Raw genomic sequence first — 23,162 nt, 5'->3', positions numbered from 1 at the left:
TTTACTTGGAAATTCGAAACCGATGACCGCCCAACTGATCGACGGCAATGCCCTCGCCAAAACCATCCGTGCCGAGGTCGCCGGCCGCACCGCCGCGCTGAAGGCCAGTGGCGTGAACCCGGCCCTCTCCATCATCCTCGTGGGCGACGACCCGGCCAGCCAGGTCTACACCAAGCACAAGGTCAACGACAGCACCGAAACCGGCCTGCAGGCCACGCTGGAGCGCTACCCCGCCGACATGAGCGAGGCCGATCTGCTCGCCCGCATCCGCGCCCTCAACGACGACCCGAAGGTGCACGGCATCCTGGTTCAACTGCCGCTGCCCAAGCACATGGACAGCCAGAAGGTCATCGAGACGATCTCCCCCGCCAAGGACGTCGACGGCTTCCACGTCGCGAGCGCCGGCGCCCTCATGACCGGTGCACCCGGCTTCTGGCCCTGCACGCCGCACGGCTGCATGAAGATGCTCGAATCCATCGGCTACGACCTGCGCGGCAAGCATGCGGTGGTCATCGGCCGCAGCAACATCGTCGGCAAGCCGATGGCCATGATGCTGCTGGCCAAGAGCGCCACCGTGACCATCTGCCACAGCGCCACGCAAGACCTGGGCGCGCTCACACGCCAGGCCGACGTGGTCGTCGCCGCGGTCGGCAAGCTCAATCTGCTGACCGCCGACATGGTGAAGCCCGGCGCGGTCGTCATCGACGTGGGCATGAATCGCAAGGCAGACGGCAAGCTCGCGGGCGACGTCGATTCCGACGGCGTCAAGGAAGTGGCCAGCTGGATCACGCCCGTGCCGGGTGGCGTCGGCCCCATGACCCGCGCCATGCTGCTGGTCAATACCCTTGAAGCCGCGGAACGCGCCGCCAAGTAACTTCCATGGCCATGACGAACAACCCCCTCCTCGACTTCTCCGACCTTCCGCTGTTCGACCGCATCAAGCCGGAGCACGTTGCGCCCGCCGTCGATGCGCTGCTTGCCGAAGCCGAGACCGCACTGCAAACCGTCACGGCACCGGAGTTTCCTGCGGACTGGAATGCAATTTCGAAGGTGCTCGAAGTGGCGTCCGAACGCTTTGGGCGCGCCTGGAGCGCTGTGGGCCACCTCAACGCCGTGGCCGACACGCCCGAGCTGCGCGCCGCCTACAACGAAGCCATGCCCCGCGTGACCGCCTTCTGGACCAGCCTGGGCTCCGACGAGCGGCTCTATGCCAAGTACAAGGCCATCGACGTGGCCACGCTCAATGCCGAGCAGCGCCAGGCGCACCGCAACGCCGTGCGCAATTTCGTGCTGGGCGGTGCCGAACTGCAGGGCGAAGCCAAGAAGCGCTTTGCCGAGATCCAGGAACGCCAGGCCGAACTGAGCCAGAAGTTCAGCGAGAACGCGCTCGATGCCACCGATGCCTTCGCCTACTACGCGAAGCTGGGCGAGCTCGAAGGCGTGCCCGAAGACGTGGTGAGCGCCGCCCGCGCCGCGGCCGAAGCCGATAGCAAGGAAGGCTACAAGCTCACGCTCAAGATGCCCTGCTACCTGCCGGTGATGCAGTTTGCCAAGAGCAGCGCGTTGCGCGAAACGCTCTACCGCGCCTACGTCACACGCGCCAGCGAATTCGGCGATGCAGCCCTCGACAACACGCCGCTGATCACCGAGATCCTTGCGCTGCGCGAAGAAGAGGCCAAGCTGCTCGGCTACAACAATTTCGGCGAACTGTCGGTCGTGCCGAAGATGGCCGAATCGCCCGAGCAGGTCGTCAAGTTCCTGCGCGATCTCGCGACCAAGGCCAAGCCCTACGGCGAGCGCGACCTGGCCGACCTGCGTGCCTTCGCCTCGGAGCAACTGGGCATCACCGATCCGCAGCCTTGGGACTGGAGCTACATCGGCGAAAAGCTCAAGGAGGCGCGCTACGCCTTCAGCGAGCAAGAGGTGAAGCAGTATTTCCCTGCGCCGAAGGTGATGGCGGGCCTGTTCAAGATCGTCGAGACGCTGTTCGAAGTGTCGATCCGCCGCGACAGCGCACCCACTTGGCACCCGAGCGTCGAGTTCTATCGCATCGAACGTGGCGGCCAGAAGGTCGGCCAGTTCTACCTCGACCCCTCCGCGCGCGCAGCCAAGCGCGGCGGCGCCTGGATGGACGACGTGCGCGCCCGCTGGCTGCGCCCCGACAACGGCGTGCTGCAAACGCCCGTGGCGCAACTGGTCTGCAACTTTGCGAGCGGCGTCGACGGCAAGCCTCCGCTGCTCACGCACGACGACGTGACCACCCTCTTCCACGAGTTCGGCCACGGCCTGCATCACATGCTCACGCAGGTGAACGAGCGCGACGTCTCGGGCATCAGCGGCGTCGAGTGGGATGCGGTCGAGCTGCCGAGCCAGTTCATGGAAAACTTCTGCTGGGAGTGGGATGTGCTCAGGCACATGACGGCCCACGTCGACACCGGCGAGCCGCTGCCGCGCGCGCTGTTCGACAAGATGACCGCCGCCAAGAACTTCCAGAGCGGCCTGCAGACGCTGCGCCAGATCGAGTTCTCGCTGTTCGACATGCTGCTGCACACCGAGCACCACGCCGCCAGCGCAAAGCCGGGCGATGTGATGGCGCTGCTCGGCAAGGTGCGCGCCGAAGTGGCCGTGATGCCCTCGCCGCCGTTCAGCCGCACGCCGAATACTTTCAGCCACATCTTCTCGGGCGGCTACGCGGCCGGCTACTACAGCTACAAGTGGGCCGAGGTGCTGAGCGCCGATGCCTACGCGGCCTTCGAGGAAACCGTGGGCGCCGATGGCGAGCCAAACATCGAGACCGGCCGCAAGTACCGCCAGGCCATCCTGGAGGCCGGCGGCAGCCGCAGCGCCATGGATTCGTTCAAGGCTTTCCGCGGCCGCGAACCCCAGCTTGATGCGCTGTTGCGACACCAGGGCATGGCGCAGGTACAGCCCGCTTGATGCGGCGCTGAAGCTTGCGATACTCGGGCGATGTATCCGATCTCTTACAAATTCCCGCTGCATCGCCTGGCCGGCCTCGCCCTTGTGCTCATCGCTGCGAGCGCCATGGCACAGCCGGTCTACCGACAGGTCGACAAGAACGGCAAGGTCACCTTCTCGGACCGCGCCCCCTCGGCCAGCGCCGAGCAGGCGGCGGGGCCACAAGGAGGCATCAGCTCACCGGCCAATGCGGGGCTTCCGTATGAACTGCGACAAGTGGCGCAGCGCTACCCGGTCACGCTGTACAGCAGCGAAGACTGCGCCCCTTGCGGCGAAGCGCGCACGCTGCTCACCACCCGAGGCATTCCCTTCGAGGAACGCACGATCAAGAGCAATGAAGAGGTCGAGGCACTGCAACGTATGAGCAGCCAGACGGCGCTGCCGCTGCTCACGATCGGATCGCAGCAGCTCAAGGGCTACTCGGACGGCGACTGGTCGAAGTACCTCGATGCGGCCGGCTATCCCAAGAGCAACATCCTGCCCGCTGGCTACCGCAACGCGCCGGCCCGGCCGCTGATCGCCCAGCAGGCGGCGCCTGCACCGCGCCCTGCGGCGACGGCACCGGCGGCGCAACCCGCGCCGCCGCCGGTATCGAGCGAGCCGAGCCCCAACAACCCGGCCGGCATCAAGTTCTGACCCTGCCCGGTTCGCCTCTTCAGGCGAACTGCATCGTCTTCACGCCCGTGGCCGTGCCGAGCAGGCACACGTCGGCCTTCTGGTGCGCGAAGACACCGACTGTCACCACGCCCGGCCATTGGCTCACTTCGGATTCGAAGGCGAGCGGGTCGCTGATCTGCAGGCCGGTCACGTCGACGATGTGCTGGCCGTTGTCGGTCACCAGGGGCAAGCCGTCCTTCTCGCGCACCTGCGCAATGCCGCCCATGCTGGCGAACTGGCGCATCACGCGCTGTGCGGCCATCGGAATCACTTCGACCGGCAGCGGGAAAGCGCCGAGCGTACCGACAAGCTTGGACTCGTCGGCAATGCAGACGAACTTGCGCGACTGCGCCGCAACGATCTTCTCGCGCGTGAGCGCCGCGCCACCGCCCTTCACCATGAAGCCCCGGTGGTCGATTTCGTCGGCACCATCGATGTAGACGGCCAGTTCTTCCACCTCGTTGCTGTCGAACACCGGAATGCCCAGCGCACGCAGCCGCTCGGTCGAGGCCACCGAGCTGGAGACGGCGCCCTTGATCTGGTCCTTGATCGTGGCCAGCGCGTCGATGAACTTGTTGACCGTCGAGCCGGTACCGACCCCGACGATCTCGCCCTTGACCACATAGGCCAGCGCGGCACGGCCGACCTGGGCCTTGAGTTCGTCCTGGGACAGCGGGGCGGAGGCTGCGGGAGCGGAAGATGGGGAGGCGGGTGCGGTCATCGCGGAGAATCCTTGGCTCATTGAAGTCGAGAATTATCCGATGCCCCTGCTGATGCCCTCCTCGCTCTACGGCCTGGCCCGCCCTTTCCTCTTTGGTTTCGACCCCGAACACGCCCATGAACTGACGCTCGACGGACTGGCGCGCACGCAGAACACGCCTCTGGCCTGCGCGTATTCCGCGCCACGCGTCGACGACCCCATCCAGCTCGCCGGGCTGACTTTTCCGAACCGCGTGGGCCTGGCGGCCGGCCTCGACAAGAACGCGCGCTGCATCGACGCCTTCTCGGCCATGGGTTTCGGCTTTGTCGAAGTCGGCACGGTGACGCCGAAGGCGCAGCCCGGCAACCCCAAGCCGCGCATGTTCCGCCTGCCGCAGCGCGACGCGCTGATCAACCGGCTCGGCTTCAACAACGAGGGGCTGGACGCCTTTCTTGCGAACGTGCAGAAAGCGCGCTTCCGCAAGGCCAGCGGTGGTGCGAAGGCACCCATGCTGCTGGGCTTGAACATCGGCAAGAACGCCGCCACGCCGATCGAGCGCGCGGTGGACGACTACCTGGCCTGCCTCGACGGCGTGTACCCGCATGCCGACTACGTGACGATCAACATTTCGAGCCCCAATACCGCCAACCTGCGATCTCTGCAGAGCGACGAGGCGCTCGATGCGCTGCTGGGCGCGGTGGCCGAGCGACGCGAAACGCTGGCGGCACGCCACAACAAGCGCTCGCCGCTGTTCGTGAAAATCGCGCCCGATCTCGATGAAGCCCAGGTCGCGGTCATTGCCGCCACCCTGAAGCGGCACGCCATGGATGGCGTGATCGCCACCAACACCACGCTCGCGCGCGATGCGGTCGCCGGCCTGCCTCACGCAGAGGAAGCGGGCGGACTGTCGGGAGCGCCGGTGCGCGAAGCCAGCAACCGGGTCATTGCGCAATTGCGCGCGGCGCTGGGGAAGGATTTCCCGATCATCGGGGTCGGAGGCATCCTGAGTGCAGCCGATGCAAAGGCCAAGATCGCGGCCGGCGCGGATGTGGTGCAGATCTATACGGGGTTGATCTATCGCGGCCCCGGGTTGGTCCGCGAAGCGGCTCAGGCGCTGCTGCGGGACCGCAGCAAGGCCTGAGGCTTTTTCAGCGCATGCGCCAGAGAATCGGCGCAATGACTGCGGCCCAGCGCAGCAGGCGCTTGGGGCGGATCACCACGACGGCGGCTGCCGCGACCACGCCAGTGGCCACGGGATGCGCCTTTGCGATCCGCAATGCTGCAGCAGCCGCTGTTTCATTGGGCGGAGGTTCGGCAGCGGCGCTTGCGGGCTGGGTCTCGCGACCGCCCTGCATCGTTGCGATGCGCTCGCGCTGTCGGTCCATGCGCGCCAACAGTTCTTCGCGCGTGGCCGGCCGCGGGGGACGTGGCTCGTCTTCGTGCTGTTCCGGGTCTTTGCCAAGGCCGAAACGGTCCTGCACCCAGGCCCAGTCGCGCTCGAACTCATGGCGCGTCGGAATGAAGTTGCTGGACGCGTTGCGCAAGGTCAGCAGCAGGCCGATGGCCGCAGCAAGCCAGAGCGCAACCCACACACCGGCCACCCACCAAGCGGCCGTGGCGCGATACGGCGTGTCCCAGAAGTGCACCACCACCGCCATCGACAGCAGGGCCACAGCCACCGTGGTCAGGCCCAGCACGGCGACCACGAACACGAGCATCAGCTTCAGACGCTGCTTCTCGTCTTCCCAGGTCATGCGCAGCAGCTGCACCCGGTCTTCGGCCGCCAGAGCGCCTTCGGCGGCGGCAATGCGCAGCCGGCGAATCCGGGCATCGAGTCCGAACAAGGACCGTAGCCTCATGGGCTGGCTCCGTCAGTACGCCGGCAGGCCGGCGGGACGATGCCGCAGTGCGCGCTCAGGTGATCAGCGGCGGCCAAGCAACAGGCCCACCAGCACGCCGACCGCCAGTGCGGCGCCAGCGATCTGCCATGGTTCGTCGTGTGCGTAGGCGTTGGTGGCGGAGGCCGCGTCGCGCGCCTTCTTGGCTGCGAGCTTGCTTTTTTCGGCGGCGAGCTCGCGCGCGATGGCGAGCTTGGTGTCGATGCGTTGGCGAAGCGCCTTGATGTGGGGAACCGAATCCAGGTCCTTGCTGGCCAGCACGCCGCGCACGTCGCTTGCGATGTCTTCGGCTGCTGCTTCAAGATTTTGGGATGCACTCATTGGAATCTTTCCTCCGTGATGACACCGGCACCGCGCCGGCGGCTTCACGCCAGCATATGGCGTGCTGTCATGTTACAGGCTCGAAAGCCCCTCATGCGCGACAGATGTGCGGACTTGTGCCCGTGATCGCACGCTGGGGCCCTTCAATGCGCCCTGCTGGTTCAAGCTTCGGCCAGCATGGCGGCCACTTGGCGGCCGATGGCAAGGCTGCTCGTGAGGCCTGGGGATTCGATGCCGAAGAGGTTCACCAACCCCGGCACACCATGCGTCTCGGGTCCGTCGATCACGAAGTCGGCGGCCGGTTCGCCGGGGCCGGAAATCTTGGGCCGCATGCCCGCATAACCCGGGATCAAAGCGCCGTCGGGCAAGGCGGGCCAGTACTTTCGCACCTCGGCGTAGAAGCCTTCGCCGCGCGCCGGGTCCACCACCAGGTCGTCGGCGGAAGCGACCCATTGCACATCGGGTCCGAACTTGGCTTGCCCGCCCAGGTCGACGGTCAGATGCACCCCCAGGCCGCCCGGCTCGGGCACGGGGTAGATAAGGCGACCAAAAGGTGCCTTGCCCGACAAGGTGAAGTAATTGCCCTTGGCGAAATACTCCGTTGGAACCGCCGTGGGTGACAGGCCTTCGAAACGCCGGGCCAGCGCGGGCGCGCCAAGCCCCGCTGCATTGACGACGCTGCGGCAGCGCAGCGTGGTGCCGTCTTCCGCGATCAATACGATGGCGCCGCTCCCGCATTCCGCACGCGTGATGGGCGATTTCAGCGCCAGCATGCCGCCCGCGTTCTCCAGGTCGCCCAAGAGGCTGAGCATGAGCGCATGGCTGTCGACAATCCCGGTGCTCGGTGAGTGCAGAGCCGCCACGCAATGCAGTTGCGGCTCCATCGCGATGGTCTGTCCGGCACTGATCTGCACCAGGTCATCGACGCCGTTGGCCGCGGCCTTCGCCCGGATGGCGTCGAGCTGACCAGCCTGCTCAACCGAAGTCGCCACGATGAGCTTGCCGCAACGCTGATGCGGCACGCCGCGCTCCGCCGCATAGGCGTACAGCAGTTGCTTGCCCTCCACGCAAAGCCTCGCCTTGAGAGAGCCCTGCGGGTAGTAGATGCCCGCGTGAATCACTTCGCTGTTGCGCGAACTGGTCCCGGTGCCGATGGCACCTTCGGTTTCGAGCACCAGCACTTCCCGGCCAGCAAGCGCCAATGCGCGCGCCACTGCCAGACCCACCACACCACCGCCGATGACGGCGCAATCGATTTCATCCATCGTGCGAGCTTAGCGCGGCTCGCGCGCTGGAATCACGACACGCTGGGTGGTGACTCGGGGTCGGTGGGTTCGTCGGGCGGCGGACTCAACCCTTCGTCGGGCTCGACGGGCAGGTTCGGCGTGACGGGCGTCGGAAGATCAGGATGGGTGGCCACGGTCGCTCTCCTTTCCCTGCCGTTGCAGGCCGCTGCACCAACGTCTGCGCCAGCGCCAAGCTGCACTCGCCGTCAGCGCACACTGACAGCTCCGTTGGTCAAAGCACCTTGTGCCATCACAGAGGCCCGCAGAGACGGGCATTGCCATCGATCACGACATCGCAACCGTACGCAGGACCCACGAAATGCCTCCCCGCAGTACTACTTCCTTCGGCTTTGAAATCCGCAGTGGGTGTGTTGTACTTTCACGCGCTGCCACCGCTCGGCCAAGCCTTGTTTTCTTGAGGGAGAGAAATGTCCACCATCGATGCAAACGGGATGCTGATCGATCCCAAGGTGATCCTCCGGCGCTCGTCCGGAATCGAACACGGCGCGCTTCCCAGTGTGCTGGCCATCGTCGTTCACCAGACCGACTCGTCGACTGCCGAAGCCAGTCTCAACGGCTACCAGGTGGGCGGCAACGGCGCCCACTTCCTGATCGACAAGAACGGCCAGATCTACCAGACCGCCAGCGTCTATGCGCGCTGCTACCACGTCGGAAAGCTCATCAAGTCGAAGTGCCTGACCGTCAACAAGAGCAGTTGCGACACGGCCGCGATGGCCAAGATGCTAGCGATGTCCTGGACCAGCCAGATCAACGCGTTGGATGCACACGAACGCGCCAAGTCGTATCCCGACCGCTATCCAGTGAACAGCGACGCCATCGGCATCGAGCTGGTCGGCATGCACATCGACGACAAGACCTACGAGGCTGTGACGGCAGCGCAGAACACATCGCTCCAGTGGCTGATCGATGCGCTGTATGTGCAGTTCAACCTGAAATCGACCGACGTCTACCGGCATCCGACGGTCTCTTATAAAAATCCGGGCGAAGCGAGTTCAGCGGTATGGAAATGAGAGCCAGCGTCGTTGCGCTGATGGCGGCCGCGATGCTCGCGACATCTTGCGCTGCACCCGATGCCGCATTCACGAACATCTACATGGCCGACTTCCATTCCGACGAACCGGCCAACTGCCGCACCTCCGATGTGCCGCAGAGCCATGGCAAGGCGCAGGAGTTCTTCTCGCGAGCCCGGCAGGTCGACTACAAGACCTTGCACGACAACTACGAGCTCGCGCCCTGCTATGTCGAGGGCACGCTGAACCGGCAGGGCAAGTCGTGCGACTGGCAGATCCGCGCCGGTGCGACGGGTTCGGTTCAATGCGGGGAACAGAAGCTGTACTTTGCGTGCGACAGCTGCAACGACCTGTTCGGAGCCAAGTAGCCCAGTCGTCTCGACCAGACGGCCAAACAAAAAAGCGACCTGGAAATCCAGGTCGCTTTTAAAAGTATGGTGGGCGGTGGAGGCTTCGAACCTCCGACCCCAGCAGTGTGAATGCTGTGCTCTACCCCTGAGCTAACCGCCCTTGACGCTGCTGTTTGACTGCAGTGTCTTGAAAACGTATCGCGTTCTGCGAAGCCTCAGATTATGCCACAGCTTTTTACGCGTTTTGGCGAAACAAGGTTTTGCCGTTGCTTGATTTGTCGAGTTGCGTCAGCACGGTCTCGTGCGCGGTCAGTTCATGCTCGGCCGCGAGGATCACCGGCAGCTCGAACTGGCTCAGGTCAACTGCCACCACGGTGGTGCCCTGCGCGGGCTCGTTCGAGGCCACGTCGATCAGCAGCGCATCCTGTCCGCGCGTCAGGTTGATATAGACGTCGGCCAGCAGTTGCGCGTCGAGCTTGGCACCGTGGAAGGTGCGGTTCGAGCGATCGACACCGAAGCGGTCGCACAGTGCATCGAGCGAATTGCGCTTGCCCGGGTACACCAGCTTCGCCATGGCCAGCGTGTCGGTCACTTCGCTCACGAAACTGCGCAGCGGTGGCAACCCCGCCATCTCCAGTTCCTTGTTGAGGAAGCCGACGTCGAAGGCCGCGTTGTGGATGATCAGCTCGGCGCCGCGCAGGTACTCGACGATGTCGTTGGCCAGCGTCGCAAACTTCGGCTTGTCGCGCAGGAAGTCGGTCGTCAGGCCGTGCACCTTGAGGGCGTCTTCATGGCTCTCGCGCTCGGGGTTGAAGTAGATGTGCAGATCATTGCCCGTGAGCTTGCGGGCAAACAGTTCGACGCAGCCAAGCTCGATGACGCGGTCGCCGTTCTCGGCTGAGAGCCCGGTGGTTTCGGTATCGAGGACGATCTGGCGCGACATCAGTGATTTTCCTTTGCGTGGTTGATCGAGTACTTGGGAATCTCGATCGTCACATTCTCCTGCGCCAGGATCGCTTGGCAACTCAGCCGCGATTGCGGCTCCAGGCCCCATGCGCGGTCGAGCAGGTCTTCTTCGCCTTCTTCCGCTTCGTTGAGCGAATTGAAGCCTTCACGCACGATGACGTGGCAGGTGGTGCAGGCACAGCTCATCTCGCAGGCATGCTCGATGTTGATGTGGTTGTCGAGCAGCGCTTCGCAGATCGAGGTACCGGCGGGCGCGGTGATCTCGGCGCCTTGCGGGCAGTACTCGGGGTGCGGGTAGATCTTGATCGTGGGCATGTTGTTGTTCTAGAGAGATTCGACCTTGCGGCCAGCCAGCGCACGCGCAATGCCTGCGTTCATGCGCTGGGCGGCGAAGGCCTCGGTGTCATTGGCCAGGGCCTTCGTGACGGCTTCGATGACCGCGGCTTCATTGCCTTTGGCGGCTTCGCGCAGCTTCACCATCGAGGCGTCGATCAACGCGCGCTCGCTGTCGTTCAGCAGGTCGCCATCGGCATTCAGCGCGCTTTGCGTGGCGAGCAGCATGCGGTCTGCATCGACCCGTGCTTCCACCAGTGCGCGAGCCTGAATGTCCTGCTGCGCAGTGGAGAAGCTCTCTTGCAGCATGGTCGCGATCTGCTCGTCAGAGAGACCGTACGACGGCTTGACTGCAACGCTGGCCTCGACGCCGCTGCCCTGCTCCTTGGCACTGACGCTCAACAGGCCATCGGCGTCGACAGTGAAGGTCACGCGAATGCGTGCCGCACCTGCCGCCATCGGCGGAATGCCACGCAGCGTGAAGCGCGCGAGGCTGCGGCAATCGGCCACCAGGTCGCGCTCGCCCTGCACCACGTGCAGTGCAAGAGCGGTCTGGCCGTCCTGGTAGGTCGTGAAGTCCTGCGCCATCGCCGTGGGGATGGTCTGGTTGCGCGGCACGATGCGCTCGACCAGGCCGCCCATGGTTTCGATGCCCAGCGACAGCGGAATCACATCGAGCAGCAGCAGTTCGCCCGCGCCGTTGTTGCCGGCCAGTTGATTGGCCTGGATCGCTGCGCCCAGCGCCACGACTTCGTCGGGATTCAGGTTGACCAGCGGTTCACGGCCGAAGAAATCGGCCACGGCACGGCGGACCTGCGGCATGCGCGTGGAACCGCCGACCAGCACGATGCCTTGCAGGTCGTCCGGCTTGAGCTTTGCATCGCGCAGCGCCTTGCGCACGGCGGCGATGGTGCGGTCGGTGAGCGGCTTCGTGGCCGCGTCGAAATGCTCGCGCGTCAGGTCGAACTGGACGGTGGTGTTCGCCACATCCGCGCGGAAGGCGATCGAATTCGAATCGGTCAACGCTTCCTTCGCGGCGCGGGCGGCCACCAGCATGGCGGCCTTGTCGTTGTCGCTGTGGGCCTGCAGCCCGGCTTGGGCCAGCACGAAGTCGGCAAGCGCATGGTCGTAGTCGTCGCCGCCGAGCGCCGAGTCGCCGCCCGTCGCAATCACCTCGAACACGCCCTGCGCAAGCCGCAGGATCGAGATGTCGAAGGTGCCGCCACCGAGGTCGTAGACGGCGTAGACGCCCTCGCTCGCGTTGTCCAGGCCGTAGGCAATGGCCGCGGCCGTGGGTTCGCTGATCAGGCGCAGCACATTGAGTCCGGCGAGTTGCGCGGCATCCTTGGTGGCCTGGCGCTGGCCTTCGTCGAAGTAGGCCGGCACGGTGATGACCGCGCCATAGAGCTCATCGTCGAAGGTGTCTTCGGCCCGATAGCGCAGCGTCGCCAGGATCTCGGCACTGATCTCGACAGGCGACTTTTCGCCAGCCTGGGTCTGCACCTTCACCATGCCGCCATCGCTGCCCTCGATGCGATAGGACATCGCTTCGCGGTTCGCGATGTCGGCGAGTCCGCGCCCCATGAGCCGCTTGACGGAAGTGATGGTGTTGGTCGGGTCCTGCGCGCGTGCGGCAACCGCGTCGAAGCCGATCTGCCGACGGTCGCCGTCCAGGTAGCGTACGGCCGAGGGCAGCAGCACGCGGCCCTGATCGTCGGGCAGGCATTCGGCCACGCCATTGCGCACCGAGGCCACCAGCGAGTGCGTGGTGCCAAGGTCGATGCCCACGGCGATGCGGCGCTGATGCGGATCGGGCGCCTGGCCGGGTTCGGAAATCTGAAGAAGAGCCATGCCGTTATTGTCCCAACTGATCGAATTTGGCTTCGACGTCCTGTCCGAAGCGCTCAATGAACATGAGGGCTCTCACCTGCTGTGCGGCGGCGGGGTAGTCGCCCTTTTCGTCGATCAGCCAATCCAGCGACGAAAGCGCGCGTGCGCGCGCAGCCTCGACCTCGGCTTGCAGCTTGTCGAGCGCATCGGCACCGTCGACATCGTCGAGCGCCTCGCGCCACTCCATCTGCTGCATCAGGAAGTCGGGCGGCATCGCCGTGTTGTTCTCGGCGTTCACGGGGGCGTCGTGCAGCCCGCAGATGTAGCTTGCGCGTCGCACCGGGTCCTTGAGCCGCTGGTACGCCTCGTTGATGCGCACCGACCACTGCATGGCCACGCGTTGCGCCGCAGCCCCTTGCGCGGCAAAACGGTCGGGGTGCGCCTCGCGCTGCAGTTCTTTCCACCGGGCGTCGAGCACGGCGCGGTCCTGCGCGAAAGTGGCAGGAACGGCAAACAGTTGGAAGTCGGTGTCGTTGAGATTCATGGCAAGAAAAAACCGCCAGCACATGACATGGTGGCGGCTGTGGTCGCAATCAGCGACGGCGCATCAGATGCGAAAGCTTTCCCCGCAGCCGCAACGGTCGCGCTCGTTCGGGTTGATGAACTTGAAGCCCTCGTTCAGGCCTTCGCGCACGAAGTCGAGCTGCGTGCCGTCGATGTAGGCCAGGCTCTTCGGGTCGACCAGCACCTTCACGCCGTGGTCTTCGAACACCACGTCTTCAGGCGTGAGCTCGTCGACGTACTCGAGCTTGTAGGCAAGGCCGGAGCAGCCGGTGGTCTTCACGCCCAGCCGCACACCCACGCCCTTGCCTCGCTTGCCGAGGTAGCGGGTGACGTGTCGCGCAGCGGCTTCGGTCAGCGTGACGGCCATGTCAGTGGACGGCTTCCGCTTGGTCGGCTTTGACGCCGTGCTTGGCCTTGTAGTCGCTCACTGCGGCCTTGATGGCGTCTTCGGCCAGGATGGAGCAGTGGATCTTGACCGGCGGCAATGCCAGCTCTTCGGCGATCTGCGCGTTCTTGAGCGCAGCGGCTTCGTCGAGCGTCTTGCCCTTGACCCACTCGGTCACGAGCGAGGACGAGGCGATGGCGGAGCCGCAGCCGTAGGTCTTGAAGCGTGCGTCTTCGATCACGCCGGTTTCGGGGTTGACCTTGATCTGCAGCTTCATGACGTCGCCGCAGGCCGGTGCGCCGACCATGCCGGTGCCCACCGTGTCGTCGCCCTTTTCGAAGGAGCCGACGTTGCGTGGATTTTCGTAGTGGTCGATGACCTTGGATGAATATGCCATGGTGTACCTCTCAAACTTTGTTCAATCGTGGAGCGCTGGGCGGACCTGCGTCAGTGGGCCGACCACTGGATCGTGCTGATGTCGACGCCGTCCTGGAACATCTCCCACAGGGGGCTCAGCTCGCGCAGCTTCGCGACGTTGTGCTTGATGGTCGAAATGGCGTAGTCGATTTCTTCTTCGGTCGTGAAACGGCCGATGGTCATGCGCAGGCTGCTGTGGGCCAACTCGTCGCTGCGGCCCAGGGCGCGCAGCACATAGCTGGGCTCCAGGCTGGCCGAGGTGCAGGCCGAACCCGACGACACCGCCAAGCCCTTGATGCCCATGATCAGCGACTCGCCTTCGACGTAGTTGAAGCTCATGTTCAGGTTGTGCGGCACACGGTGTTCGAGGTCGCCGTTGATGAACACCTGCTCGACATCCTTCAGGCCATCGAGCAGACGCTTCTGCAGGCGGCGCGCGTGTGCGATGTCGTCCTTCATCTCGAGCTTGGCGATGCGATAGGCCTCGCCCATGCCCACGATCTGGTGCGTGGGCAAGGTGCCCGAGCGCATGCCGCGTTCGTGGCCACCGCCGTGCATTTGCGCTTCGAGGCGAATGCGCGGCTTGCGACGCACATACAGCGCACCGATGCCCTTGGGACCGTAGGTCTTGTGCGAAGCAAGGCTCATCAGGTCGATGGGCAGCTTCGTGATGTCGATGTCGACCTTGCCAGTGGCCTGGGCCGAGTCGACGTGGAAGATGACGCCCTTTTCGCGGCAGGCATTGCCCAGCGCGACCACGTCCTGGATCACGCCGATTTCGTTGTTCACGAAGAGCACGCTGGCCAGGATCGTGTCGGGGCGAATGGCCGCCTTGAATTTCTCGAGATCGACGAGGCCGTTTTCCTCGACGTCGAGATAGGTGACTTCAAAGCCCTGGCGCTCCAGTTCGCGCATGGTGTCGAGCACAGCCTTGTGCTCGGTCTTCAGGGTGATCAGGTGCTTGCCCTTGCCCTTGTAGAACTGGGCAGCACCCTTGAGCGCGAGATTGATGGACTCGGTCGCACCCGAGGTCCAGACGATTTCGCGGGGGTCTGCATTGATCAGGTCGGCCACCTGGCCGCGAGCCTTCTCGACCGCCTCTTCCGCTTCCCAGCCCCAGGCGTGGCTGCGCGACGCCGGGTTGCCGAAGTGCTCGCGCAACCAGGGAATCATGGCGTCGACCACACGCGGGTCGACCGGCGTGGTCGCGCCGTAATCGAGGTAGATCGGAAAATGAGGAGTTACGTCCATGGCTGGCTCGTGCTGGCGTGGGGGTTGTTTTTTAATCTGGGCTGCTCGTGACGGCGCCCGAAGGCGCGGTCAAAACTCAGGACACTCAGGACTTGGCGAACACGTTGCCGAGGGCAAACACCGAATTCGGCGCATTCACGCGAATCGGCTTGACCACCGGCTGCGCCGAGATCGCGCGCTTGACGACCGGCTTGTTCTCGATCTGCACGCCCTTGGCGATCTGGTCGTCGACCAGCTTTTGCAACGTGACGGAATCAAGAAACTCGACCATGCGCTGGTTCAGCGAGGCCCAAAGCTCGTGCGTCATGCAACGGCCGGCTTCGCCGAGGCAGTTTTCCTTGCCGCCGCATTGCGTGGCGTCGATGGGTTCGTCAACGGACACGATGATGTCGGCCACGGTGATGTCCGCAGCCTTGCGGCCGAGGCTGTAGCCGCCGCCGGGGCCGCGTGTCGATTCGACCAGCTCGTGGCGACGCAGCTTCCCGAACAGTTGCTCGAGATACGACAACGAAATCTGCTGCCGCTGGCTGATCGCAGCCAGCGTGACCGGACCGGTGTTCTGACGCAACGCCAGATCGATCATTGCTGTGACCGCAAAACGGCCTTTGGTAGTGAGACGCATCGCAAGCTCCTTCAAGTGCTTACCGTTGAAATGACACCGTGGCCCTGGACCGCGGTGACTTCGTCTCCGCCCTGCCCGACCCCTGCTGCTGGTGAACCAGCCGGTAGGAGTCGGTCCTTCATCGCGAAGTTCTTTTTTGTTCTTGAGTATTTCGCTCAAGTATAACAGAAGACCTTCAGGTCTGCTCGGGTAAACCCCAGCGCGGATCGCTTGAAGAACGCGAACCTCTGACTTACTGCGGCAAAACCGCGATGTTGTCGCTTCCAGAGCCGCCAAAAGCCTGCTCCCGCAGCAGCGCCAGCTGGTCGCGCACCCGTGCCGCCTTCTCGAACTCGAGGTTGCGCGCGTGTTCGAGCATGAGCTTCTCGAGCCGCTTGATTTCCCGGGCGATGTCCTTCTCGCTCATGTCTTCGACCTTGGCGCGTTCCAGGTCGAGCTTGGCCATTTCCTTGCCGGTCTTCTCGCTGTAGACCCCGTCGATCATGTCGCGCACCTGCTTGACGATGCTGCGCGGCGTGATGCCGTGGGCCTCGTTGTAGGCAATCTGCTTCGTGCGCCGGCGCTCGGTCTCTCCGATGGCCACCTTCATCGAATCGGTCATCTTGTCCGCATAGAGGATGGCCTTGCCGTTGAGGTTCCGGGCCGCACGGCCGATGGTCTGGATCAGCGATCGCTCCGCGCGCAGGAAGCCTTCCTTGTCCGCGTCGAGGATCGCCACCAGCGACACCTCCGGAATGTCCAGCCCCTCGCGCAGCAGGTTGATGCCCACCAGCACGTCGAACGTGCCCAGCCGCAGGTCGCGCAAGATCTCCACCCGCTCGACCGTGTCGACGTCGCTGTGCAGGTAGCGCACCTTCACGCCGTTGTCGCCCAGGTAATCGGTCAGCTGCTCGGCCATGCGCTTGGTCAGCGTGGTGATCAGCACGCGCTCGCCCTTGTCGACCCGAATGCGGATCTCCCCCAGCACATCGTCCACCTGATGGGTGGCGGGCCGCACTTCGACCTCGGGGTCGATCAGGCCGGTCGGCCGCACCAGTTGCTCGACGACATTGCCTGCGTGGTCCTTCTCGTACTGCGCCGGCGTCGCCGAGACGAAGATGCACTGGCGCATGCGCGTCTCGAACTCCTCGAACTTGAGCGGCCGGTTGTCCAGCGCGCTCGGCAGGCGAAAGCCGTATTCGACCAGCGTCGTCTTGCGCGCCCGGTCGCCGCTGTACATGGCGTTGAGCTGGCCGATCATCTGATGGCTCTCGTCGAGGAACATCAGCGCGTCCTTCGGCAGGTAGTCGGTCAGCGTGGCCGGCGGATCGCCGGGCGCGGCACCGGAAAGATGGCGCGTGTAGTTCTCGATGCCCTTGCAATGACCGATCTCAGCGAGCATTTCGAGGTCGAAGCGGGTGCGCTGCTCCAGGCGCTGCGCCTCGACCAGCTTGCCCGCGCCCACCAGTTCCTTGAGCCGCTCGTCCAGCTCGGTCTTGATGGTTTCCACGGCGGCCATCACCTTGTCGCGCGGCGTGACGTAGTGGCTCGACGGGTACACCGTGAAGCGCGGCACCTTCTGCCGGACACGTCCGGTCAGCGGATCGAAGAGCTGCAGCGACTCGATCTCGTCGTCGAACAGCTCGAAGCGGATCGCCAGCTCGCTGTGCTCGGCCGGAAACACGTCGATGGTGTCGCCGCGCACCCGGAAAGTGCCCCGCGCAAAATCCTGTTCGTTGCGCGTGTACTGCATGCGGATCAGCCGCGAGATCAGGTCGCGCTGGCCGACCTTGTCGCCCACGCGGGCAATCAGCCGCATCTCCATGTAGTCCTCGGGCGTGCCGATGCCGTAGATGGCGCTCACCGTGCCCACGATGACCGTGTCGCGCCGCTCCAGCACGCTCTTGGTGGCCGACAGCCGCATCTGCTCGATGTGCTCGTTGATCGACGAGTCTTTCTCGATGAACAGGTCGCGCTGGGGCACGTAGGCCTCGGGCTGGTAGTAGTCGTAGTAGCTCACGAAGTACTCGACCGCGTTCTTCGGGAAGAACTCGCGAAACTCGCTGTACAGCTGCGCCGCCAGCGTCTTGTTGGGCGCGAACACGATGGCCGGTCGGCCCAGCCGTGCAATCACATTGGCCATGGTGAAGGTCTTGCCCGAGCCGGTCACGCCCAGCAGCGTCTGGAACACCTCGCCGTCGAGCACGCCTTCGACCAGCCCTTCGATGGCTTTGGGCTGGTCCCCAGCCGGCGGATAGGGCTGGAAAAGCTCGAAAGGCGAGTCTGGGTAGCGGATGAATTCGCCCTGTTTCGCCGGCCCGATCGGGTCCAGTTTCTTCAGGTCTGCTATGGCTTCGTTGTTCTCTGGCATGGCTGTTCCCGACAGGTGGCGATGGCGCCGGTAAAATTCAAGGCAACCGGAAAGCGTAGCGCAAGTCCGGTTGCCAGCGAAGCTTTCATCCCAAAGGACCTTTCCATGTCTATGTTCACCGCGGTCGAAATGGCACCGCGCGACCCGATCCTCGGCCTCAACGAGCAATTTGCAGCCGATACCAACCCCAACAAGGTCAATCTCGGCGTCGGCGTCTATTACGACGACAACGGCAAGCTGCCCCTGCTCCAGTGCGTGCAGGCCGCCGAACAGAACATGATGAAAGCGCCGACCGCGCGCGGCTACCTGCCCATCGATGGCATCGTGGCCTACGACAACGCCGTCAAGGTGCTGGTTTTCGGCGCCGACAGCGAACCCGTGCAATCGGGCCGCGTCGCCACCATCCAGGCCATCGGCGGCACCGGCGGCCTGAAGGTCGGCGCCGACTTCCTGAAGAAGCTCAACCCCAACGCCAAGGTCCTGATCAGCGACCCGAGCTGGGAAAACCACCGCGCGCTGTTCACCAACGCGGGCTTCGAGGTCGAAAGCTACCCCTACTACGACGCCGCCAAGCGCGGCATCAACTTCGACGGCATGCTGTCCGCACTCAACGCAGCGCCGGCCGGCACCATCGTCGTGCTGCACGCCTGCTGCCACAACCCGACCGGCTACGACATCACCGCGGCCCAATGGGACCAGGTGGTTACCACCGTCAAGGCCAAGAACCTCGTGCCCTTCCTCGACATGGCCTACCAGGGCTTCGGCTACGGCCTGAAGGAAGACGGCGCCGCCGTCGCCAAGTTCGTCGAAGCCGGCCTGACTTTCTTCGTCTCGACCTCTTTCTCGAAGAGCTTCAGCCTGTACGGCGAACGCGTCGGCGCCCTGTCGGTGCTGTGCGAGAGCAAGGAAGAAGCCGGTCGCGTGCTGTCGCAGCTCAAGATCGCCATTCGCACCAACTACAGCAACCCGCCCACGCACGGCGGCGCCGTGGTGGCCGCGGTGCTCGGCACCCCCGAGCTGCGTGCCCTGTGGGAAAAAGAACTCGGCGAGATGCGCGTGCGCATCAAGGCCATGCGCCAGAAGCTGGTCGACGGCCTCAAGGCCGCCGGCGTGAAGGAAGACATGAGCTTTATCACCACCCAGATCGGCATGTTCAGCTACTCGGGCCTGAGCAAGGACCAGATGGTTCGCCTGCGCAACGAGTTCGGCGTGTACGGCACCGACACCGGCCGCATGTGCGTGGCTGCGCTCAACAGCAAGAACATCGACTACGTCTGCGCGTCGATCGCCAAAGTCATCTAGGTGACAGCAAAGTGTGAGGGAATCGTCCCGGCGACGATTCCTTCACGCTTGCACAAAGAAGGACCCTCGCAGCGGGGTCGATGTAGGGGTTAGGCCCCCTGCACCGCAGCGAATGCGCTGATATATTGCACCGCAACATTCCACTCCAAGACCAGCGATGCTTTATCAACTCTACGAAGCCCAGCGTTCCCTGATGGAGCCGTTCTCGGACTTCGCACAGGCAGCCTCCAAGCTCTACGGCCAGGGCGCCGTGTGGGGCCAACTGCCGATGGCCCAGCGCATGGCCGCAGGCTACGACCTGCTCTACCGCCTGGGCAAGGACTACGAGAAGCCCGAGTTCAACATCAAGTCGGTCAAGGTCGACGGCGAAGACGTCGTGATCCAGGAAGCCATCGAGCTCGACAAGCCCTTCTGCGAGCTGCGTCGCTTCAAGCGCTTCACCGACGAGCCCCACATCCTCAAGACGCTCAAGAGCCAGCCCGTGGTGCTGATCGTGGCGCCGCTGTCGGGCCACTACGCCACGCTGCTGCGCGACACCGTGCGCACCATGCTGCAAGACCACAAGGTCTACATCACCGACTGGAAGAACGCGCGCCTGGTGCCGCTGTCCGAAGGCGAATTCCGCCTCGACGACTACATCAACTACGTGCAGGAGTTCATCCGCCTGCTGCAGGCCGAGTACGGCAACTGCCACGTGGTCAGCGTGTGCCAGCCCACGGTGCCGGTGCTGGCGGCCGTGTCGCTCATGGCCAGCCGCGGCGAGCAATTGCCGCTCACGCTGACGATGATGGGCGGCCCGATCGACGCCCGCAAGTCGCCCACCGCGGTCAACAACCTCGCGATGAACAAGAGCTACGAGTGGTTCGAGAACAACGTGATCTACCGCGTGCCGCAGGGCTTCCCGGGTGAAGGCCGCCGCGTGTACCCCGGCTTCCTGCAGCACACCGGCTTCGTGGCGATGAACCCCGACCGCCACGCCAGCAGCCACTACGACTACTTCAAGGACCTCATCAAAGGCGACGACGCCAGCGCCGAGGCCCACCGCAAGTTCTATGACGAGTACAACGCCGTGCTCGACATGGATGCCGACTACTACCTCGACACGATCCGCACCGTGTTCCAGCAGTTCGAGCTGGTCAACGGCACCTGGGACGTCAAGAACCCCGATGGCCAGATCGAACGCGTGCGTCCGCAAGACATCCGCTCGGCCGCGCTGCTGACCGTCGAAGGCGAGCTTGACGACATCTCCGGCTCGGGCCAGACCGAAGCCGCGCACAGCCTGTGCACCGGCATCGCCGACGCCAAGCGCGAGCACTACGAAGTCAAGGGCGCGGGCCACTACGGCATCTTCAGCGGCCGCCGCTGGCGCGAACTGGTCTACCCGAAGCTGGTGAAGTTCATCGCTGCCAACGACCAGCCGCAGAGCCGCGCCGGCACGCGGGAAAGCCTGGCCGCCGAAGACACGGTCAAGCCCGCACGCAAGACGGCCACTGCTGCTGCAAGAAAGAGCACCGCTGCGCCAAAGGCTGCCAAGGCGGCCAGCGTCGCGGCCGCGCCCGCCAAGAAAGCCGTGGCGCGCAAGAAGCCCGCCACCCGCGCCGCGCGCTGAAACGCGCGCACGCCAACCGCCAGTGAACGGGCTCGCCGCACGCATCAACGACGCACTGCCGCAAACGCAGTGCACACGGTGCGGTTACCCGGATTGCGCTGGCTACGCGCAGGCCGTGGCCGCCGGCGAGGCGGGCATCAACCAATGCCCACCGGGCGGTGCCGAAGGCATCGAGCGGCTCGCGCTGCTCACGGGCCACGCCCCCTTGCCTCTCGATCCCCAGTTCGGCACCGAAGGCCCGCGCGCCATGGCCGTCATCGATGAAGCCTGGTGCATCGGCTGCACGCTCTGCCTCGATGCCTGCCCGACCGACGCCATCATCGGCATCAACAAGCGCATGCACACCGTGATCGAGGCGCACTGCACGGGTTGCGAGCTGTGCATTCCGGTCTGCCCCGTCGACTGCATTTCGCTCGAAGTCGAAACGCCGGGCCACAGCGGCTGGCAGGCCTGGTCGCAAGCGCAGGCCGAAGCAGCGCTGCAACGCTACAAGCTCCACGCCGCACACCGCAAGGCGGCGGCCAGCGAAGAGACAAAGGCGCCCGAAGCCGCAGCCCCGCAAGACGCCGACACGCGCAAGCGCTCCATCGTCGAAGCCGCACTGGCGCGTGCCCGCGCCGCCTCCCAACGCCCACCCGCCACCAAGCCATGACCCTCGACACCCTGCTCATCTACGTCGTCGCTTCGCTCGCGCTGGCCGTGATCCCCGGGCCGACGATGCTGCTGGCGCTCTCCAACGGCATCGACGGCGGCATGCGCCGCGCGAGCTGGGGCATTGCGGGCGCGTCGCTCGGCAGCGTCACGCTGATCGCGGTCGTCGCGCTCGGGCTGGGCTCGCTGCTCGCGGCGTCGGAAATGCTCTTCAACGCGATCCGCGTGGCCGGCGTCGTCTACCTCGTCTGGCTGGGCATCAAGCTCTGGCGCAGCGAGGCGACCGACCTCGGCGCCGCGCTGGCCAAGTCCAGCATCGAGATTCGCCCGCACGGCCGCGTCGCGCTCATGCGCAGCCTGATGGTGGCCCTGTCGAACCCGAAGACAGTGCTGTTCTTCGCGGCCTTCCTGCCTCAGTTCATCGACATCGCGAAGCCGCAAGGCCCGCAGTACCTGCTGCTCGGCGCGATCTTCGTGGTGCTCGACACCTGCGTGATGCTGGCCTACGCAGCCGCCGGAACGCAGGCCGTGCGCTGGCTCTCGCGCCGGGGTCTCAAGGCGCTGAACCGCGGCTGCGCCGTCGGCATGTGGCTGCTGGCGGCCACGCTGGCGTTCTGGCGCCGGCCGGGCACCTGAACCTGAACGCCGCGAGTGTTCAGGCGCCGCTCTTCTTCGTTCGCTTGAAGAGCAGCAACAGCACCCCCGCCAGCACGACGCCCACCGCGTACCACTCGAAGCGCGAGACCGCCTCGTGGGCGATCCACACGCCCAGCAGCATCGCGATCACCGGATTGACGAAGGTATAGCTCGCCGCCAGTGCCGCCGGCGCCTGCGCGAGCAGCACCATGTACGCGTTGAACGCAATCAGCGAGCCGAACACCACGAGGTAGATCCACGCCGCCACCGCCACGGGCTGCGGCGGCCAGGCCATCGTTTCGCCCGACACCGCGGCCAGCACCATCAGCACCACGCCGCCGCACAACATCTCGCTCGCGAAGCCCATGGCGCCGGGCGCCAACGGCAGGCTGCGCTGGCTCAGCACGCTGCCGAGCGACCAGCAGACGCATGCCACGCAGATCGCCATCAACCCTTCGGGCGACGACTTGAAGCCGCTGCCCTGCGTCAGCATCAGCACGCCGACCAGCCCCAACGCAATGCCGGCCGCCTCGAGCCGCGTCGGCCTGATGCCCCAGATCAGGTTCAGCAGCGCGATCAGCAACGGAATGACGGCGATGAAAGCCACCACCAGCCCCGAGCCGATCGACACCTCGGCGTGGGCCGTGCCGCCCATGCCGCCGCCGAGCATCAGCGCCCCGACGATCAGGGCATTGCGCCACTGCAGGCGCGTCGGCCACGGCGCGCCCCGCCAGCGCATCCACGCCGCAAGCAGCACGCCCGCCACGAGAAAGCGCGACCCCATCTGCAGGAACGGCGGAAAACTGATCAGCGCGTACTTGATCGCGAGATAGGTCGAGCCCCAGACCACCCAGGTGGCCGCCAGGCAAAGCCACAGCAGAGGCGGCAAACCGCCGCGCGCGGACGCGGGCCCGGCATGGGCAGGGGTAGCGAGTGTCGACATGTCGGGAGTGTTTTTGTCTTGTGTGGAATGCCGCTCATGGTATGAAAGCGACCTTTCGGCGGCCATGCAGATTTCATGGTTCTG

The 23,162-nt window shown here is 65.0% G+C and carries 25 protein-coding genes and 1 tRNA gene; 10 read left to right on the top strand and 16 right to left on the bottom strand.

What is annotated here, in order from left to right:
• Window positions 1-22: 22 nt before the first annotated feature.
• Genes folD through BLQ28_RS05645 form a run of 3 tightly spaced genes read left to right on the top strand, consistent with a single transcriptional unit; the run spans window position 23 to window position 3,612 of the window.
• A complete protein-coding gene (gene folD, locus BLQ28_RS05655) occupies window positions 23-874 on the top strand; it encodes a bifunctional methylenetetrahydrofolate dehydrogenase/methenyltetrahydrofolate cyclohydrolase FolD (protein WP_093237533.1) in 852 nt (283 codons plus the stop codon).
• Between the two features lie 5 nt (window positions 875-879).
• Window positions 880-2,937 carry a M3 family metallopeptidase gene (locus BLQ28_RS05650; RefSeq protein ID WP_093237532.1) on the top strand — a complete coding sequence of 686 codons (2,058 nt, stop codon included), beginning with the start codon at window positions 880-882 and terminating at the stop codon, window positions 2,935-2,937.
• A 30-nt stretch (window positions 2,938-2,967) separates the two neighbouring features.
• A complete protein-coding gene (locus BLQ28_RS05645) occupies window positions 2,968-3,612 on the top strand; it encodes a glutaredoxin family protein (RefSeq protein ID WP_093237531.1) in 645 nt (214 codons plus the stop codon).
• Between the two features lie 19 nt (window positions 3,613-3,631).
• On the opposite strand, the gene rpiA is transcribed toward BLQ28_RS05645, so the two are convergent.
• A complete protein-coding gene (gene rpiA, locus BLQ28_RS05640; protein WP_093237530.1) occupies window positions 3,632-4,354 on the bottom strand; it encodes a ribose-5-phosphate isomerase RpiA in 723 nt (240 codons plus the stop codon).
• Window positions 4,355-4,394: 40 nt separating this feature from the next.
• Between rpiA and BLQ28_RS05635 the strand changes: the two genes are divergently transcribed.
• A complete protein-coding gene (locus BLQ28_RS05635; RefSeq protein WP_093237529.1) occupies window positions 4,395-5,474 on the top strand; it encodes a quinone-dependent dihydroorotate dehydrogenase in 1,080 nt (359 codons plus the stop codon).
• Window positions 5,475-5,481: 7 nt separating this feature from the next.
• Here the strand turns inward: BLQ28_RS05635 and BLQ28_RS05630 are convergent, their stop codons facing one another.
• From BLQ28_RS05630 to BLQ28_RS05615, 4 genes are all read right to left on the bottom strand, one after another.
• Window positions 5,482-6,192, bottom strand: coding sequence for a phage holin family protein (locus tag BLQ28_RS05630; protein WP_093237528.1), 711 nt, complete (start codon window positions 6,190-6,192; stop codon window positions 5,482-5,484).
• Between the two features lie 63 nt (window positions 6,193-6,255).
• Window positions 6,256-6,552, bottom strand: a complete 297-nt coding sequence (locus BLQ28_RS05625) for a glycine zipper domain-containing protein (protein WP_093237527.1) — start codon at window positions 6,550-6,552, stop codon at window positions 6,256-6,258.
• A 161-nt stretch (window positions 6,553-6,713) separates the two neighbouring features.
• A complete protein-coding gene (locus BLQ28_RS05620; RefSeq protein ID WP_093237526.1) occupies window positions 6,714-7,817 on the bottom strand; it encodes an NAD(P)/FAD-dependent oxidoreductase in 1,104 nt (367 codons plus the stop codon).
• A 32-nt stretch (window positions 7,818-7,849) separates the two neighbouring features.
• Entirely contained in the window at window positions 7,850-7,972 is a 123-nt protein-coding gene (locus tag BLQ28_RS05615; RefSeq protein ID WP_093237525.1) for a stereocilin, read from the bottom strand.
• 294 nt (window positions 7,973-8,266) lie between these two features.
• Between BLQ28_RS05615 and BLQ28_RS05610 the strand changes: the two genes are divergently transcribed.
• Complete coding sequence (locus BLQ28_RS05610; protein ID WP_093237524.1) at window positions 8,267-8,869, top strand: peptidoglycan recognition protein family protein; 603 nt, start codon at window positions 8,267-8,269, stop codon at window positions 8,867-8,869.
• A complete protein-coding gene (locus BLQ28_RS05605) occupies window positions 8,860-9,237 on the top strand; it encodes a hypothetical protein (protein WP_256327176.1) in 378 nt (125 codons plus the stop codon). Before BLQ28_RS05610 ends, BLQ28_RS05605 begins: the two co-directional genes overlap by 10 nt.
• A 67-nt stretch (window positions 9,238-9,304) precedes the next feature.
• Here the strand turns inward: BLQ28_RS05605 and BLQ28_RS05600 are convergent.
• The 10 genes from BLQ28_RS05600 to uvrB form a co-directional block, all read right to left on the bottom strand.
• Window positions 9,305-9,379, bottom strand: a tRNA-Val gene (locus tag BLQ28_RS05600).
• 75 nt (window positions 9,380-9,454) lie between these two features.
• The gene (gene dnaQ / locus BLQ28_RS05595) at window positions 9,455-10,162 is read right to left on the bottom strand and encodes a DNA polymerase III subunit epsilon (RefSeq protein WP_093237523.1); all 708 of its coding nucleotides are present in this window, start codon (window positions 10,160-10,162) and stop codon (window positions 9,455-9,457) included.
• Window positions 10,162-10,500 (bottom strand): ISC system 2Fe-2S type ferredoxin, encoded by a 339-nt coding sequence (gene fdx / locus BLQ28_RS05590; protein WP_093237522.1) that lies wholly within the window; start codon window positions 10,498-10,500, stop codon window positions 10,162-10,164. The genes dnaQ and fdx overlap by 1 nt, the downstream gene beginning before the upstream one ends.
• Window positions 10,501-10,509: 9 nt before the next feature.
• Entirely contained in the window at window positions 10,510-12,369 is a 1,860-nt protein-coding gene (gene hscA, locus BLQ28_RS05585; protein ID WP_093237521.1) for a Fe-S protein assembly chaperone HscA, read from the bottom strand.
• Window positions 12,370-12,373: 4 nt separating this feature from the next.
• Entirely contained in the window at window positions 12,374-12,892 is a 519-nt protein-coding gene (gene hscB / locus BLQ28_RS05580; protein ID WP_093237748.1) for a Fe-S protein assembly co-chaperone HscB, read from the bottom strand.
• A 63-nt stretch (window positions 12,893-12,955) separates the two neighbouring features.
• Window positions 12,956-13,279 carry an iron-sulfur cluster assembly protein IscA gene (gene iscA / locus BLQ28_RS05575; RefSeq protein ID WP_093237520.1) on the bottom strand — a complete coding sequence of 108 codons (324 nt, stop codon included), beginning with the start codon at window positions 13,277-13,279 and terminating at the stop codon, window positions 12,956-12,958.
• Between the two features lies 1 nt (window position 13,280).
• Window positions 13,281-13,694 (bottom strand): Fe-S cluster assembly scaffold IscU, encoded by a 414-nt coding sequence (gene iscU / locus BLQ28_RS05570; protein ID WP_093237519.1) that lies wholly within the window; start codon window positions 13,692-13,694, stop codon window positions 13,281-13,283.
• Between the two features lie 50 nt (window positions 13,695-13,744).
• Window positions 13,745-14,965 carry an IscS subfamily cysteine desulfurase gene (locus BLQ28_RS05565; protein ID WP_093237518.1) on the bottom strand — a complete coding sequence of 407 codons (1,221 nt, stop codon included), beginning with the start codon at window positions 14,963-14,965 and terminating at the stop codon, window positions 13,745-13,747.
• A gap of 85 nt (window positions 14,966-15,050) precedes the next feature.
• Window positions 15,051-15,587 (bottom strand): Fe-S cluster assembly transcriptional regulator IscR, encoded by a 537-nt coding sequence (gene iscR, locus BLQ28_RS05560; RefSeq protein WP_093237517.1) that lies wholly within the window; start codon window positions 15,585-15,587, stop codon window positions 15,051-15,053.
• A 232-nt stretch (window positions 15,588-15,819) separates the two neighbouring features.
• Window positions 15,820-17,937, bottom strand: a complete 2,118-nt coding sequence (uvrB, locus tag BLQ28_RS05555; protein WP_093237516.1) for an excinuclease ABC subunit UvrB — start codon at window positions 17,935-17,937, stop codon at window positions 15,820-15,822.
• Window positions 17,938-18,042: 105 nt separating this feature from the next.
• Between uvrB and BLQ28_RS05550 the strand changes: the two genes are divergently transcribed.
• From BLQ28_RS05550 to BLQ28_RS05535, 4 genes are all read left to right on the top strand, one after another.
• The gene (locus BLQ28_RS05550; RefSeq protein WP_093237515.1) at window positions 18,043-19,239 is read left to right on the top strand and encodes an amino acid aminotransferase; all 1,197 of its coding nucleotides are present in this window, start codon (window positions 18,043-18,045) and stop codon (window positions 19,237-19,239) included.
• A 157-nt stretch (window positions 19,240-19,396) separates the two neighbouring features.
• Window positions 19,397-20,848 (top strand): polyhydroxyalkanoate depolymerase, encoded by a 1,452-nt coding sequence (locus BLQ28_RS05545; RefSeq protein ID WP_093237514.1) that lies wholly within the window; start codon window positions 19,397-19,399, stop codon window positions 20,846-20,848.
• Window positions 20,849-20,870: 22 nt separating this feature from the next.
• A complete protein-coding gene (locus tag BLQ28_RS05540; RefSeq protein ID WP_093237513.1) occupies window positions 20,871-21,500 on the top strand; it encodes an RnfABCDGE type electron transport complex subunit B in 630 nt (209 codons plus the stop codon).
• Window positions 21,497-22,135, top strand: coding sequence for a LysE family translocator (locus tag BLQ28_RS05535; protein ID WP_093237512.1), 639 nt, complete (start codon window positions 21,497-21,499; stop codon window positions 22,133-22,135). Before BLQ28_RS05540 ends, BLQ28_RS05535 begins: the two co-directional genes overlap by 4 nt.
• 19 nt (window positions 22,136-22,154) lie before the next feature.
• Here BLQ28_RS05535 and yedA read toward each other — a convergent pair whose 3' ends face one another.
• On the bottom strand, window positions 22,155-23,078 hold the full coding sequence (gene yedA / locus BLQ28_RS05530) for a drug/metabolite exporter YedA (RefSeq protein ID WP_093237511.1): 924 nt from the start codon (window positions 23,076-23,078) through the stop codon (window positions 22,155-22,157).
• Window positions 23,079-23,162 lie beyond the last annotated feature (84 nt).

Source organism: Variovorax sp. EL159, from assembly GCF_900100965.1.
In the GTDB taxonomy this organism is placed as follows: Bacteria; Pseudomonadota; Gammaproteobacteria; order Burkholderiales; family Burkholderiaceae_C; genus Variovorax.
This window is presented reverse-complemented; position numbering and strand designations above follow the sequence as displayed.